Annotated in this window: 17 protein-coding genes; 11 read left to right on the top strand and 6 right to left on the bottom strand. The window is 62.4% G+C overall.

All coding sequences use genetic code 11. The features are described 5' to 3' along the window. The first annotated feature begins 99 nt into the window (after positions 1–99). The 8 genes from FG95_RS20750 to FG95_RS10755 all read left to right on the top strand — a co-directional run bounded on the left by FG95_RS20750 (position 100) and on the right by FG95_RS10755 (position 6,730). Positions 100–261: a hypothetical protein gene (locus FG95_RS20750; RefSeq protein ID WP_160292470.1), complete on the top strand. Its 162-nt coding sequence runs from the start codon at positions 100–102 to the stop codon at positions 259–261. Between the two features lie 9 nt (positions 262–270). After that, complete coding sequence (locus FG95_RS10780) at positions 271–927, top strand: SOS response-associated peptidase family protein (RefSeq protein WP_037555864.1); 657 nt, start codon at positions 271–273, stop codon at positions 925–927. Between the two features lie 79 nt (positions 928–1,006). Beyond that, the gene (locus FG95_RS10775; protein WP_081933103.1) at positions 1,007–1,594 is read left to right on the top strand and encodes a hypothetical protein; all 588 of its coding nucleotides are present in this window, start codon (positions 1,007–1,009) and stop codon (positions 1,592–1,594) included. 107 nt (positions 1,595–1,701) lie between these two features. Further along, on the top strand, positions 1,702–2,352 hold the full coding sequence (locus tag FG95_RS10770) for an SOS response-associated peptidase (protein WP_052182287.1): 651 nt from the start codon (positions 1,702–1,704) through the stop codon (positions 2,350–2,352). A 54-nt stretch (positions 2,353–2,406) separates the two neighbouring features. Beyond that, positions 2,407–2,625: a hypothetical protein gene (locus FG95_RS20530; protein ID WP_148309303.1), complete on the top strand. Its 219-nt coding sequence runs from the start codon at positions 2,407–2,409 to the stop codon at positions 2,623–2,625. A 357-nt stretch (positions 2,626–2,982) separates the two neighbouring features. Continuing rightward, the gene (locus FG95_RS10765; RefSeq protein WP_037555884.1) at positions 2,983–4,101 is read left to right on the top strand and encodes a replication initiation protein; all 1,119 of its coding nucleotides are present in this window, start codon (positions 2,983–2,985) and stop codon (positions 4,099–4,101) included. A 288-nt stretch (positions 4,102–4,389) separates the two neighbouring features. Next, positions 4,390–5,592, top strand: coding sequence for an AAA family ATPase (locus tag FG95_RS10760; protein ID WP_037555862.1), 1,203 nt, complete (start codon positions 4,390–4,392; stop codon positions 5,590–5,592). A gap of 103 nt (positions 5,593–5,695) precedes the next feature. Further along, entirely contained in the window at positions 5,696–6,730 is a 1,035-nt protein-coding gene (locus FG95_RS10755; protein ID WP_037555861.1) for a ParB/RepB/Spo0J family partition protein, read from the top strand. Positions 6,731–6,919: 189 nt separating this feature from the next. Here FG95_RS10755 and FG95_RS10750 read toward each other — a convergent pair whose 3' ends face one another. Next, the gene (locus FG95_RS10750; RefSeq protein ID WP_148309304.1) at positions 6,920–7,978 is read right to left on the bottom strand and encodes a hypothetical protein; all 1,059 of its coding nucleotides are present in this window, start codon (positions 7,976–7,978) and stop codon (positions 6,920–6,922) included. A 159-nt stretch (positions 7,979–8,137) separates the two neighbouring features. Between FG95_RS10750 and FG95_RS10745 the strand changes: the two genes are divergently transcribed. Together FG95_RS10745 and FG95_RS10740 are read left to right on the top strand one after the other, a co-directional pair. Further along, positions 8,138–8,428 (top strand): hypothetical protein, encoded by a 291-nt coding sequence (locus FG95_RS10745; RefSeq protein ID WP_037555859.1) that lies wholly within the window; start codon positions 8,138–8,140, stop codon positions 8,426–8,428. Next, on the top strand, positions 8,425–9,606 hold the full coding sequence (locus FG95_RS10740; RefSeq protein ID WP_235211535.1) for a tyrosine-type recombinase/integrase: 1,182 nt from the start codon (positions 8,425–8,427) through the stop codon (positions 9,604–9,606). Before FG95_RS10745 ends, FG95_RS10740 begins: the two co-directional genes overlap by 4 nt. Positions 9,607–9,649: 43 nt before the next feature. Here the strand turns inward: FG95_RS10740 and FG95_RS10735 are convergent, their stop codons facing one another. The 5 genes from FG95_RS10735 to FG95_RS10725 all read right to left on the bottom strand — a co-directional run bounded on the left by FG95_RS10735 (position 9,650) and on the right by FG95_RS10725 (position 12,160). After that, positions 9,650–9,853, bottom strand: coding sequence for a hypothetical protein (locus tag FG95_RS10735; RefSeq protein WP_037555858.1), 204 nt, complete (start codon positions 9,851–9,853; stop codon positions 9,650–9,652). A gap of 57 nt (positions 9,854–9,910) precedes the next feature. After that, positions 9,911–10,279 (bottom strand): GFA family protein, encoded by a 369-nt coding sequence (locus FG95_RS21355; RefSeq protein WP_200880188.1) that lies wholly within the window; start codon positions 10,277–10,279, stop codon positions 9,911–9,913. Positions 10,280–10,466: 187 nt separating this feature from the next. Beyond that, positions 10,467–10,793 carry a Rap1a/Tai family immunity protein gene (locus FG95_RS21350; RefSeq protein ID WP_223178489.1) on the bottom strand — a complete coding sequence of 109 codons (327 nt, stop codon included), beginning with the start codon at positions 10,791–10,793 and terminating at the stop codon, positions 10,467–10,469. Between the two features lie 75 nt (positions 10,794–10,868). Next, positions 10,869–11,273: a PepSY domain-containing protein gene (locus FG95_RS10730; RefSeq protein WP_228165648.1), complete on the bottom strand. Its 405-nt coding sequence runs from the start codon at positions 11,271–11,273 to the stop codon at positions 10,869–10,871. After that, a complete protein-coding gene (locus FG95_RS10725; protein WP_008603797.1) occupies positions 11,270–12,160 on the bottom strand; it encodes a DUF1259 domain-containing protein in 891 nt (296 codons plus the stop codon). The genes FG95_RS10730 and FG95_RS10725 overlap by 4 nt, the downstream gene beginning before the upstream one ends. Before the next feature lie 195 nt (positions 12,161–12,355). Between FG95_RS10725 and FG95_RS10720 the strand changes: the two genes are divergently transcribed. Continuing rightward, positions 12,356–12,874, top strand: a complete 519-nt coding sequence (locus FG95_RS10720) for a Chromate resistance protein ChrB (protein WP_235211534.1) — start codon at positions 12,356–12,358, stop codon at positions 12,872–12,874. The last annotated feature ends 89 nt before the right edge of the window (positions 12,875–12,963 follow it).

Below are 12,963 nucleotides of genomic sequence, written 5' to 3'. Positions count from 1 at the left end.
TGTTCTATTTTTGTTCTATAAAGGCCGAGAGTCAACGGGCCGGAGTCGCCGCGACTGCGGCGGCCCAGCCAAAGACAGGAAAGATCAAGGAAAATCGGGATGGAGAAGCGCAAGCCACTCAAGCTTCGCCTGTCGGGCGAGACACCTTCGGAGGCTGTTGGCACGGCGGAGAGCGCCATGCGAGACCGCGACTCGGGCGAATCGGCAGCGGTCCAGACACCGGATCTGGAGCCGATCACCGATGACGAGATTCCGTGGTGAGTTGAGGCCATGTCGCGGCTTCATGTCATCACGGCGAGCGCGAGCGATGTGGCGGCTTATTTCGAAGCCGAGCCGCCATCCGGCCTCACGACGCCCGAAGGGGACATCAAGGAAGGACTGACCGGACTCGTCATTTTCGAGAAGGACGGCCGCCGATTGCTGCGGCCCGTCACCTGGGGCTTTCCGCGCCTGACCCGCGAAATGCGCGAGCGCGGCGAGCCGCCGGGGCGCATCGGGCTTGTCGCTGACCTCACCAATCCGATGTGGGAAGAGATGGTGGTGGAGCCGCGCTATCGCTGTCTCATCGCGCTGACCCATTTCGGCAATCCCGACGGGACGCCGGGTGCGATGACTCGGACCTGGTTTTCGGTGAAAGATCAGCCGATCATGGCCTGGGCGGGTTTCTGCCGGAGCTTGCCCGACCAGGGGCCGGTCTATGCGGGCATGACGATGAGTGCGAATGCGGCGGTCATGCCGACTAACGACCGGATGCCGGTGCTCCTTGAGCGCGCCGAGTGGGATCAGTGGTTTCGTGGCTCCGTTCGCGAAGTAATTGGGTTCCAGTTCCGCCCGCCGTTCGCCGCCGAACGAATGATCGTCGAGCCGACCGATGATCGCTGGAACAGCGGCAAAGGGCCACCCGAGCCGCAACTCGCTTTGCAATGAGACGGCGATTGTATGGCACGTTGGATGCTCGCGCGGGAGGCTTCTCGCCGCTATGGGCATGACAATGCCCGATAGAGACATGCTGCCGCGCACGTTCCAGGCGAACGTTGACCGCTTTTATCAGCGCGTCATCCTGAAGACGCTTGGTGACCTTCCGACGCACGAAACGCTGGTTGTGGGCGAAGCGTCAGATATGGATGAATTCCTTGATCGGTGCGCCGCGCAAATCGATAACTACACGGCCAACGAGGCCGCCAAGGCCTTTGTCCTCACGCTCGACGGGCTGTTCGAACGCCAGCTCGCGCGGTGGGCTCGGGCGCACGGCGTGAAGTTCTCTGGCGCAACCGATCTGTCACGAGCAGCGCGGGAAATCGCTGCGATCGATGTGGGTGCGATCGGCGTGGCAAGCGATCTCCACGAAATGCACCTCGCCGCCAATGTCGCTAGGCATGGCGATGGCGGCGCCTGCACGAAATTGCTCGCGAAGGCCCCGCAACTCTGGACTCGGATATCCTTCGATTATGACGATATCGCCCCCGCGCCGGTGCCGACGAGTGAGGAGCTGCGGATCGGTCAGGACGAACTTCGGCGCTATGCACGCGCCGTTGTTCAATTCTGGGGCCACGCCGATCCCCTGCCCGGTGCCGTGCTTGTTGCGCCTTATTGAAGTGCCCGTAAGCGCAGAACGCGGGGATCTTTGGCGTTCCTCCGCCGGCGCTTTAGCGCTACGCACCTTCCTATGCAGCGTTCCCAGCTCGGAAAGGGCCGCAAGCCATGTGCAATCTCTATACGGAGCGCCTCAGCGCCGCTGAAGTCGCAGCCCACTTTGGCGTAGACGTTCCTGACATCGTTGCAACTAATGCACCGTCGACAGTTCACCCCGGCGCGCCCGGTATGGTGGTCCGCGCCGAAAGCGGTCGACGAATTCTTCAATCGATGGGTTGGGGATTTCCTCTGAAGCTAGCCTCGATGAAGCCGGGTTCGAAGCCCAAGGCGGTTAATAATATTGCGGATCTGCGCAAACCAATGTGGGTGGGCCTCGCCCGTAAACCGCAGTGGCGCTGCCTGATTCCGCTAACGGCCTGGGCGGAACCCGCGGGGATCAAGGGAAGCAAAACCCGAACCTGGCTGTCGCTGAAAGACCGTCCGGTTTTTGCATGGGGCGGCTTGTGGCGGGACAGTGCCGAATGGGGTCCGGTCTATTCGGGCGCCATGACCGATGCGAACGAAGTTGCCGCGACAGTCCATAATCGGATGCCTGTCCTCCTCCACGAGGACGAATATGACCGTTGGCTTCACGGTACCTTCGATGAGCTGACCGCGCTTCAGGATCGGGTGTTTCCGAGCAGACTAATTGAGATCGAGCCGACCGACGAACCATGGCACGGTTGGCCCTCAGACATGCTGCAGGCAACGTTGCTATAGGCTGTTCAGCTGAACTTGCACCACCGTCGCCTTGGTTCGCTCTACAGGGACGCCTTGGATGAGCGTGCAAGCGTGAGCGGTTTGGAACCCTTCAGCGATCGCGAGATCTCCCCTCCCTTCTCCATTCCGAATGAATCCATGTTTGAAAACGCCCGGCGCGATAGCGTCGGGGTGATTCCAGATTCTAATGATTCTAAGATTCGGGGCAGCGTGACCGGCGGTTTTCCTGTGGAAACCAAGCAGTATCCTGTCCTTTTGGGGGCTTTATCCTGACGTCCTGGGGGCTTTAGCCTGACCGATCGGGGGAATTATCCTGCCCCTTTGGGGTATCCTGTCCGATTGGGGTGGTGCGCTCAATGCTTTCGTCGTTGCAATTTAATGGACGGGATCGGCTCAGGAGTGCGGTTCTAACGGGGGTCGCTGCGACTCGCGGATTCTCTGGGTCCTTGCTCTCATCTTAATTGGACTCGATCCTGTCCGATTGGGGGCGGTGCCGGCTAATCCATCCTGTCTTGACTTGACGAGTGAGGTCAGGTCAGGCAACCTGATGTCCAATGAGGTGAAATGATGGGGGAATCGGACTCAGTACTCATAGCGGATGATGAGAACGAAGTCTCCTCCGCTCGCGCGATGCGTGTCGCCGCGGCGCTCGCCCGCAAGGGCGGTGAGGAGTTCGTCAAACCTGGCCGGCTCGTCGAAGTTCGTTTCGTTCGTGGTCAGTCGCTCAGCTTGACGGCCTCTCGCCTTCTCGCGCTGATGATCCTCACGGCAGGCGGCGACGCTTGGCGTGATGTCTCGCATCGAATGCGTAAATCGGACATTCGACGTGGTCACAAAGGAAATGAGCGGATCGTCGACATGCTCGAAGAACTTCATCGCACGTTGTTCGCGGAGGACGACAAGTCCTGGCGTGGAAAGCGGGCGACCAAGCGTTTTAGTCTTATTCAGGCTTCGTGGGAGGAAGTCGAGGAAGAGGGCAAGGAGACCGGTTGGATCGAGTGGCAGTTCACCCCGGATGCGCGACGCCTCATCCAGGAATCGCAGACTTACGCGGTGATGAACCGACAGGCCGTTCTCGGCTTCCGGTCGGCCTATTCTCTCAAACTCTATGAAGAGGGTGCGCTGCGGTTGCATCGGCGGCAGCCGATTTGGAAGGTCGACATGGTCGGCCTTCGGGCTGCGCTGGGGATCGATCCAGAGAAATATGCCGATTTCGCTCAGTTGCGGCGCAAGGTGCTGCAGGTCGCGAAAGCCGAAATCGACCAGCTCGCGCATTTCACTGTGGAATGGAACGAGATCCGGCGGGGCAGGGCGGTGATCGAGCTGATCTTCCGCTTCGCGCCAAAGGATGCGCCGGCCCAAATCGAAACCGTTGATGAACTTGCGCGTCACGCCTCGGGCCGCAAGGCGCGGCGGGAGGATAGCGTCGAAGACCTCGCGATTGCGGGGCCAACCGTCGCCCCAGAGCTGATCGGGAGGCTCGTTGCCGATGCGACGTCGAAGCTCTCGGCGCCAGACCGTGTCCCGCGCGAGAAGTTTGCGGCCTTTCCGTTGGGGTCGCTCCGGTATGGCGGTGAAGAGTTTTACAAGGTCGGTGTTGAGCATGGCGGCGGATGGGATGTCGATGGCATCGCTGAGGCGTACCGCAAGGAGATGGGGACCCGGTTGGGATCCCTGAAAGGTGTGAAGTTGGAGCGGTCGTGGCGTGGCTTCTGCGAGTCCTATTTCTCGCGCCGGGGTCGGCCCTGAATTGGAGAATTGCAGGTCTGCAATTCCGAGAAGATTGCGTTTGGAGGACTGGATTGCAGGCCTGCAATTTCGCGCATTGGCTGCGGGGCCCCCAATAGGTCAGGATTGGGAGGACGGAGAGGCTGTCTATCGGCGCGGATATTTGACGCCAATGGTGAGAGCGGAGCGGGCTGGGTATGCCAGTTGCGAAATCACAACCCTCAGGCATAGTTTTGCACATATTAGCCTTTCATTGACCGAAAAGTGAAAATCAGGCATGACCACGCTGGTTTTCAAAAAGGGGCAGGTATGGCTACGTCGGTGGATCAGGTTCGCATAGCCGAGACCTTGGACGTGGGCGCACTTGCCGCGCGTACGTCGTCCGTTCTTGAACGACTGCGGGACTCTGCTCGAACGGCGCGAGCGGACGAGCGGCGCGAGCCGACGTTTCCGATCGGCAAAGCTGCTGAACTGGTTGGACGCACGACCGCCGCAATCCGGGAAGCGGAATCCGATGGGCGCCTCGTTGCCCCGACGCGCGGTGAGAACAATCGGCGACTTGCCTACAGCCTCGCGCAGCTCAATGACATGCGCGGAACATTTGGAACCCGGCCTTGGCGTGCGCCTTCTGATCCGGTCTCGATTCTGGCGGTGCAGAACTTCAAGGGCGGAGTTGGTAAGAGCACGACGGCGGTCCATCTGGCGCAAAATCTCGCGATCCGGGGCTATCGAGTCTTGCTTATCGATTGTGACAGCCAAGCCTCAGCCACGACTCTGTTTGGTTACGTGCCTGATCTCGATCTGAGCGAAGACGAGACGCTCTATCCCTACCTGCGCGAGGGTGAGCGCGAGACGCTCGATTATGCGATCAAGAAGACCCATTTTGACGGTCTCGACCTGATCCCCGCGAACCTGCGCTTGTTCCAGTCTGAGTATGAGTTGGCCGCACGCATGGCGCGTGGGCAGGGCGCGCTGCTGAACCGTCTTGCTCAGGGTATTGCGTCGGTCTCCGATCTCTATGACGTGGTCATTCTGGACCCGCCGCCGGCGCTCGGCGCAATTTCCTTGTCGGTGCTCAGGGCCGCGAACGCGCTTGTGGTGCCTGTTCCCCCGACTGTGATGGATTTTTCCTCAACTGCGGCATTCCTTGCGATGCTCGATGAAACGATCCAGGAACTTCAGGCGGTCGACCTTGCTCCTCAGCTTTCGTTCTTGCGGTTTCTCGCGTCGAAGGTTGACGATACGAAGTCGATGCAGAAGGGACTCCTTGAGCTGATGCGCCAGGTTTTCGGCAATGCGATGATCCGCACGCCGCTGAAGGATTCTGCGGAAATTGACAACGCGACGGCCCGGTTGATGACGGTCTACGAACTCAACGGGCCGATGACGAGCAAGCAGGTTCGCGATCGCTGTCTGACTTATCTGGATGGGGTCTGTGGGGAGATCGAGGTCGATATACGAGCGACTTGGCCGAGTCATTTGCCGCGCCTGCGCAAGGAGGGGCTCGCATGATACGCCTGAATTGCAGCCCTGCAATTTCGAGGTCCTGCAGCGGATCGGTGGGGAAAGAAAGTGAAAATTGCAGCCCTGCAATTTTGGATGAAAGGGGAGGGCAATGACCTCCAAGAACAAGAGTTTTGTTGCCGATTTGGCCGCTGGAATGGAGCCGACGGCTACTACGCCGGTAGACCGGCCAGGCCGGCTCGGCGTCGGCGTCTTGGGCAGCCGTACGAACCGGCTGGCGGATCTCGCATCCGGTGCGGTCGTCGATATTCCCCAGGAACTCGTCGACCCCGCGCGGTGTCGAATCTGGGAACGCCATAATCGCGACTATGCTGCGCTCAACGAGGAGCGTTGCGCAGATCTAATTGAAACCATCGTCGCGCAGGGTAAGCAGGAGTTCCCTGCGATCGTCCGCCGCGTAACGGGCGACCCCGACCACGACTATGAGGTTATTTCGGGCGCACGGCGCCACTGGACCGTCTCTTGGCTACGCGCTAACAATTATCCCGACATCCGCTACCTCATAGAGATCCGGAGCCTCACCGATGAACAGGCCTTTCGGGTCTCCGATCTTGAAAACAGGGCTCGGGAGGATCTGACCGATGTCGAGCGCGCGCGGGACTATCTGAAGGCTCTCGATTTCTATTACAGCGGAAAGCAGAAGGCGATGGCGCAACGCCTCAACCAGAGTGAGGCGTGGCTCAGCCGCTATCTCGATCTCGCTCGTTTGCCAAACGAACTGATGATCGCTTTTCCTGACCCGTTTGAGCTTAAGATCTCGCATGTCGGTACCCTGAAGCCGATACTGAAACCGGAAGATTCGAGAACGCGAGTTTTCGCGGAAGCAGCCCGTCTTGCCAAGTCTCGGGCTGACGGCGCGACGAACATTCCTGCGACAGTCCCCGATATCCTGCGAGCGTTGGTTGCCGCTGCCGAGCGAAAAACCAAAGCCGCGGATAAGGCCGCCCCCAAGAAGACAGGTTCGACCGAAAGGATCTTCCTATCGGGTGCCGGGATGCCGCTTCTGCGTATCGACAAGAAGGACAAGAGAGGGGTCAGTGTCACCCTGTTCCCAAAGAGCGGAGGAAGCCGCGCCGAGGCAGAGGTCGCGATGCAGGAGCTCCTTGACCAGCATTGGCCCAAATAGGGGAGGGCGCTGACGCCACGGGCTATCCGCGCCATTGCATTGTCGAATGAACTGGACAGTACCGTTCGCTTCGCCGCTAAACGTTTTAGACCGGCGGGCGGTGCTGCGTAATGCCTGGAGTGCTGGGATGCCCGGCTTCGATCGGTTGACGCTCGCCGCGCGTATTGCGGGCCGCGCGGCAACCGTTGATCATGGCCGCGCATCGAGGCCTTGGTGCAGCTCCAAGCCGAATCCGGCAGAGGTGCTTAGGTCACGCGACAAATGGACCGTCATCCCCAATCCGCATGTGTAAGGCTCGAAAGTATGAGGGGTATTTGCGAATTGGCGTACGGCGAGCTGCCGAAGCAACTTGCCGGCGCCTGCCTTTGTACAGGGCAGGGCACGAGCTAACTGCGCCGGCGTCAACGACCCGAATGCAAACAGCAGCATCCAGGCGTCGAACAGCCTCGAATTCCTCCTTAACCCCGGAAACGCCTCGGCGAACGCCGCGGCAGCGCGCGGCATCCGCGCCACGTCGCAGAGCGTCTCATACAGCGCATCGAGAATGAACTCGCTGATGTCGTCGCGCTCGCGGTCGGGATCGCGATCGGCGCGAAACAATCGCCGGCGCACGAGCCCGGGAAAGGGCAGGGGATGCGGTGTAAGGCCGAACAGAGCGGGCTCGCCGACGGCAAGCAGGTTGACCGCCCAGCAGGGCGACGTCGCGGTGGCGGACAGGGGATCGCCGTCGACGTCGGCCGATCGCCGTAGACTGCGAACGATGGTGAGCAGACGGGCCGCTGGGTCGGCAGGCAGGTTCGCGCTCGCGGCGACGAGGCGCACGGCCTCGAGTTCTTCAAGCCCGGCGTCGACGATGACCGCGGTCGCTGCGGCCTCCGCGGCAAGGGGCCTAATGACGGTTTGTCGAACGCGCTGGATAGCCCGGGCGAGATCCGAACGCGGGTCGGGGAGGGCCGCCACGAGTAGGGTGAGAAAGGCGTCGCGTTCGGCGGCGCATTCGCCGCCGATGAGGTTCTCGCCCATCATGACCGCGCGGTCCTCGCGGTACTGCGACCATGCGCGGACAAGCGTGCGAAGCGCGAAGCACTGGCGCCTTTCCGCGGGATAGAGGGCAGGGGAGGCGAACAGCGTGCGCGCGAGCGCATCGATCTGACCTTGCCGGAAGGCGATGGCGGCTGTGTGAGGGGAGGGGGACATGGCGGCTCCGGGTGGCGCGGCAATGATAGCCGTGCGCGGAGTCGGCGTCAAAACGAGAGTTTACCGAAACGGCATTTTAGTATCCTATCTATTCCCCGTGACTTCCTCGGACTTTCCATAATCGGACATTATGGTAAAACCAGGCTTGCCAAATCGAGCCGTTCGGCCGAGAATCGCGCGCCATCGGAGCCGCGAAAAGGAGGGCGCGCCATGACGATCGATCACCGTATCGCGGCCGACCTTCGCCAGCTCTTCGGTGCCGACGTGGGCGCGCGCCGCTCGGCCGCCGCGATCGCGCGTGCGCTCAATCAGCGCAGCGTCGCTGCGAACCGCGTCAGCGCGCGCGAGGCTGCGTTCGATCTGATGTGGGATTATGAAGCGCGCGGGCTGGTCGACGACAGTCCGGGCCCGCGCGGCGGGGCGGGCTGGCAGCTGTCGACCAAGGGCGCCGCGCTCGTTGCTCAATCCCTTTCGGCTGACGTGCCGGGTCACGGCCGATGACCGAGCTCGCGCCGTTGCCTTCGTCGCTCGAGCTGGTGCTGTCCGCGCATGGCCGCCTTGTCGACTGGAGCAAGGCGAAGCCGCTGGCGATCGAGGCCGCGGCCGACGCAATGGCGCCGGCGACGAAGGCAGCGATCGTCGCCGACCTCAAATGCTATCTGCGCTGGTGTCTGCTGCAGCGGCCGATCGCGACCGCGGTTCCCGCGGCCCCCGAAACCCTCGTCCTCTATCTGCGCTGGCTGGCGCGATCGACCGAGACGCGCGCGGCCGCAAAGCCGGCGACGTTGGCGCGGCGCCTCGCGAGCATCGCGCGTGTTCACCGGATCCTCGGGTTCGGCGACAGCGAAGCCTTGCCGACGCAGGCGGGTATGGTCCGCGACACGCTCAAGGGCATCCGGCGCAAGGCGGGCGTCCGCCAGCGCCAGGCCGCGCCGCTGCGCCTCGGCCGCGCCATGCCGGAGCCCGGCGCGCCGTCGTCGGCCGAGCCCGAGCCGGACGGGGAGGGCGAACCCGGCGGGCTGACGATCGAAAGCCTGCTCGCGGCATGTTCAACCGATCTGGTCGGGCTGCGCGATGCTGCGCTCTGTTCGATGGCCTATGATGGGGGGCTTCGCGTCTCCGAGCTCGTCGCCGCGACGGTTGCGGATCTGCGGCTGATGACCGACGGCAGCGGCCGCCTCACCATCCCGCGCTCGAAAACCGACCAGGAGGGGGCGGGGGCTATCGTCTGGCTCTCGGCCGAGACGATGGACCGGCTCTCGGCCTGGCTGACCGCGAGCGGGATCGCCGACGGCCCGGTGTTCCGCCGCATCAATATCCTGACCCACAAAGGCGCTGATGAAGGCGAGACGGTTCTGAGCCATCATATCGGCGGCCATGCGCTGACGCGGCAAGGGGTTGTCTCGATCTTGCGGCGCCGCGCGGCCGCGGCGATCGAGGAAGGTCATGCGGTTGTCGAACCCGGTCAGGATGCGGTGGCGGCGCTGAGCGCGCATTCGTTCCGGGTCGGGCTCACGCAGGATCTGTTCGCCGCCGGCGAGGACGGCGCCGGGATCGCGCTGGCGCTGCGCTGGTCGTCGCCGACGACCGCGCTCGGCTACGCTCGCGAGCTCGCTGCCGGTAGCAATGCCGCGGCGCGCGTCATCGGGCGAATGCGGCGCGGTGAAGCGAAGGCATAGTTTGCTGCTATTGGGAGCCCATGAGGATCATTCGCGCCGCCGATCACTGGCCGTGCAATTTTTTCCAGCGGCCGAGCACGGCCTCAAATTCTTCATTGTTCGCGAGCACGGAGCGAGCGCCTTCTAACAGGCCTTCGGCTATCGCCTGCGGGTCATAGCCCTTTTCGATCATGTCATGTGCTAAGTCCTGCGCGCTGGCGAAGGCGTTGCCAACCTGGGCGGATTCGTCTGTCGGTGTTTTGTCCATGCGTGCCTACCTATGTGATACCGGAGCAGAATAACAACCAGGAAGCGGGATGAAAAATCATGGCAACGAAAGGCCCTCGGGAATCATCGGAAGATTGTCGCTCACCAGCCAGGAAACATCATGAGATGTCCAGATATGCACCGCAGGGCGAACTCCCGGATCGGCATCGAGGGTGGCAACGCGCAGAACGCATTCGTCGTGCCCAACGCGTGTAGCAACGATATGCGATCCACACTGGCTGCAGAAATGGCGCACCTTGCCAGGCGATGATTCATAGCCTTTGACGAGCTCACTACCCGCAAGCCAACGGAAGTTGTCGCGTCGGACCCGGGCCGTCGGGGCAGCCGCTGCGGCGTGGGCCTTTTGGCAAGTTTGGCAGTGACAAAATCCGATGGGGCTTGCCAATTCATCGATCTCGTATCGCACCGCACGAGGCGTCACCTCAAGGTTTGTGCGCCAGACAACGATTTGGCAGACATAATGCGAACATCGGCTAATTAGCGAGCTTGAGGCGCGACATGGGATCGTTGAGCTGGCGGAATTCACCGCCAGGCGGACGCTCCGCCTGCCCTCAAAGGCAGCCGCCGGGCAGGCTACGCCGCGGGGTACGATGCTACTGACATGGCCAAGCCTTCGCTAACGAGCGTTCAGCTCCGGCCACCATATGAACACTCATAAAATAGCTATTCTGCTCCGCCCAGCGTAAATATGCCGCGCGCAGCGCCGATCGGTCATAGCGTGGAGCGCGGCATTCCGCTTTTCGCGCGACGATCATCATGTCGAGCACGCCTTGGAGGTAAGCGCCGCATCGCGGCTCATTCGCTTGACAGCTTACGAACAACGCCGAGCCCGTCGCCGACGCGGGTTCGGTTTGGCCGATCGCACTATCAGGCAGGGCGGCCAAAGCGGCGCATAACAATATCCATCGCCTTGGCCGCATTTTCGTCTCCTATTCCGCAGTATCATTTCGGAAGGGGCGCACGGCCCTCGACGGCCGGCGCCCCGTGCTGATCCATCATTCGCGGCCGAGCACCTGGCCTTCGGGCGTGACGAACAGTTCGATCGTCTTTCCGTCGCTGTTCTTGCCCTTGATTTCATAGAGCGTGCTTCCGTCCGCCTTTCGGGTGACTTGCTCCGCTTTGCTTATTGACGCGAGTTGCGCGCGTGCCGCGTTCATCGCGGCCTCGGGCACCTGAGCAAGCGGGATGTCTCGTTCGCTGTGCTTGCCGATTATCCGGTTTTCGTTCGCCTCGTGGTTTTGCGCGATCGCCACGCCCGCGATCGCCAGCGCGGCCGCGCCCACGCCTGCGACAACAGTGAGAGTTCGTTTGCTAGCCATGTTCCATTCCACTTCCTGCATAAGGGCCGTGGGGTCGGGCGGGCGGCGGTTACGGCCCAATGAGCCGTCGTCCGAGTTCAACTCCTCTGATTGTTCATCCTGTCGAGCGCCGCGCGCAGCCCACGGGCGAGCTTGGCTGCGTCGTCGTTGGCCCAGAAGTGCATGAAGAACAGCCGCGGCTCGTCGTTTAGCATATGATTATGCAGCGCCGTGACCTCGATCCCGTTCGTCCGCAGCACGCGCAGGACCGGATCGACCTCGTTTGCGACAAGTACGAAATCGCCGGTGATGGCGGCTCGGCCGTCCCCGGTTGGCTGAAAGTTGATCGCGGTCGCCGTGCCCATCGTCGGCGGAGTCTCCATATCGCCGTCCATCAGCCGCTCGGCGCGCGGAAAGCTGTATTGGAGGATGCCACCGGCCGTCTTGCCCTCACCGCCCATCAACCGGTTGAGCGCGGCCACATCGAGGTCGAGCCGCGATGCGGCTGCGCTGGCCGAAGGCGATTGCGGCGCGGCGAGCGGGGTCCGACTGGCTGATAGCGCTTGCCGGAGCGCGGCCGCGAGCTTCACCGGGTCGCCGTGGCCGGCAATGTGCATGTACATGGTCGCAGGCGAAGAGCGGAGCAGGTGATTGTGGAGCGCGGTGATCGTAAAACCGCTTGCGAGCAGGCGGCTCAAAACGGGGTTCACCTCGTCGTGGGTCAGCACGAGATCGCCCATCACCATCGCCTCGTCGCCCATCGGCTGAAACGCCGCCCAAGAGCCGAGCGCGAGGGAGGGCTTGATCGTCACCCCATCCAGCGTGACGCTCAGGTCCGAACGCGGGAAGCTGTAGCGGTGAACGCCCCCCGGCTGTTCGGCCCCCGCTCGTCCTATCGCCCGGTCGACAGCCGACCAGTCCGGCGCTGCCCATGCCGGGCTTGCCAGCAGGAGGCTGGCGAATCCCAAGGCGATGGTCTTTTTCAGCATAATTGATCCTTCATCAGCGCACTCGACACGGAAAGCCTCACGTCATGCGAGCGCGCCGCCGGCGAGCCGCGACATTGCGCTCCGGTTTCTTTCTTCGGGATAAGCAGTCCTATGCTCATGAGGCTTGTGATGCAACCCTTACACTTGTAGGCTAGTGACGATACAACTATGACAAACACACAAGCTTCCCCTTGGTTGCTCCTGATCCCGCAGCTTCCGGCTAAGCCTGCCTATTTGCGGGTGAAGGTCTGGCGGCGTTTGCAGGCGATCGGGGCCGCGCCGCTCAAGAACGCCGTCCATGCGCTCCCCAATCGCGAGGACACGCGCGCGCTGTTCGAAGAACTGCATCGCGAGATCACCGAAAATGGCGGCGAGGCGCTGATCCTCGAAGCGCGCCTTGTCGGCGGCATGGGCGATGCGGAGCTGCGCGGAGTGTTCGACGCTGCGCGTGACGCCGACTATGAGGAGTTGGCACGCGAGGCGCGCGCGCTGTGTGAGGGCGAGTATGTCGCGGCGGCGGATGTGGGCCGCCTGCGCAAACGCCTGAACGAGGTCGCCGCGATCGACTTTTTCGGTGCGCATGGTCGGCAGGCGGCACAGGCCGCCATCACCGAGGCGGACCGCCGCTCTCACCAACATCCCGATGTGAGCGGCCCCGGTGCGCCCGAGCTGACCCCGGGTCGTGCGGCTGAGCGGAACAGGAAAGTGTCATAAGGCACTGTTTGGCTCGATACAGCGATAGATGGTGGCCGGGTGAACGTTGAAGGTCCTTGCGACGGCGCTAATGGACTTACCCTCGAGAA

This window comes from Sphingopyxis sp. LC363 (assembly GCF_000756385.1).
Taxonomy (GTDB): Bacteria; Pseudomonadota; Alphaproteobacteria; order Sphingomonadales; family Sphingomonadaceae; genus Sphingopyxis.
The sequence above is the reverse complement of the archived record's forward strand: the minus strand, read 5'-3'. Positions and strand labels throughout refer to the sequence as shown.

Coding starts and splice junctions, on each gene's coding strand:
- FG95_RS10725 (WP_008603797.1), bottom strand. CDS start 12,160: ATGCTGAAAAAGACCATCGCCTTGGGATTCGCCAGCCTCCTGCTGGCA.
- FG95_RS10765 (WP_037555884.1), top strand. CDS start 2,983: ATGCGTGTCGCCGCGGCGCTCGCCCGCAAGGGCGGTGAGGAGTTCGTC.
- FG95_RS10740 (WP_235211535.1), top strand. CDS start 8,425: ATGACCGAGCTCGCGCCGTTGCCTTCGTCGCTCGAGCTGGTGCTGTCC.
- FG95_RS10780 (WP_037555864.1), top strand. CDS start 271: ATGTCGCGGCTTCATGTCATCACGGCGAGCGCGAGCGATGTGGCGGCT.
- FG95_RS10775 (WP_081933103.1), top strand. CDS start 1,007: ATGCTGCCGCGCACGTTCCAGGCGAACGTTGACCGCTTTTATCAGCGC.
- FG95_RS20750 (WP_160292470.1), top strand. CDS start 100: ATGGAGAAGCGCAAGCCACTCAAGCTTCGCCTGTCGGGCGAGACACCT.
- FG95_RS21350 (WP_223178489.1), bottom strand. CDS start 10,793: ATGCGGCCAAGGCGATGGATATTGTTATGCGCCGCTTTGGCCGCCCTG.
- FG95_RS10770 (WP_052182287.1), top strand. CDS start 1,702: ATGTGCAATCTCTATACGGAGCGCCTCAGCGCCGCTGAAGTCGCAGCC.
- FG95_RS10735 (WP_037555858.1), bottom strand. CDS start 9,853: ATGGACAAAACACCGACAGACGAATCCGCCCAGGTTGGCAACGCCTTC.
- FG95_RS10745 (WP_037555859.1), top strand. CDS start 8,138: ATGACGATCGATCACCGTATCGCGGCCGACCTTCGCCAGCTCTTCGGT.
- FG95_RS10755 (WP_037555861.1), top strand. CDS start 5,696: ATGACCTCCAAGAACAAGAGTTTTGTTGCCGATTTGGCCGCTGGAATG.
- FG95_RS10760 (WP_037555862.1), top strand. CDS start 4,390: ATGGCTACGTCGGTGGATCAGGTTCGCATAGCCGAGACCTTGGACGTG.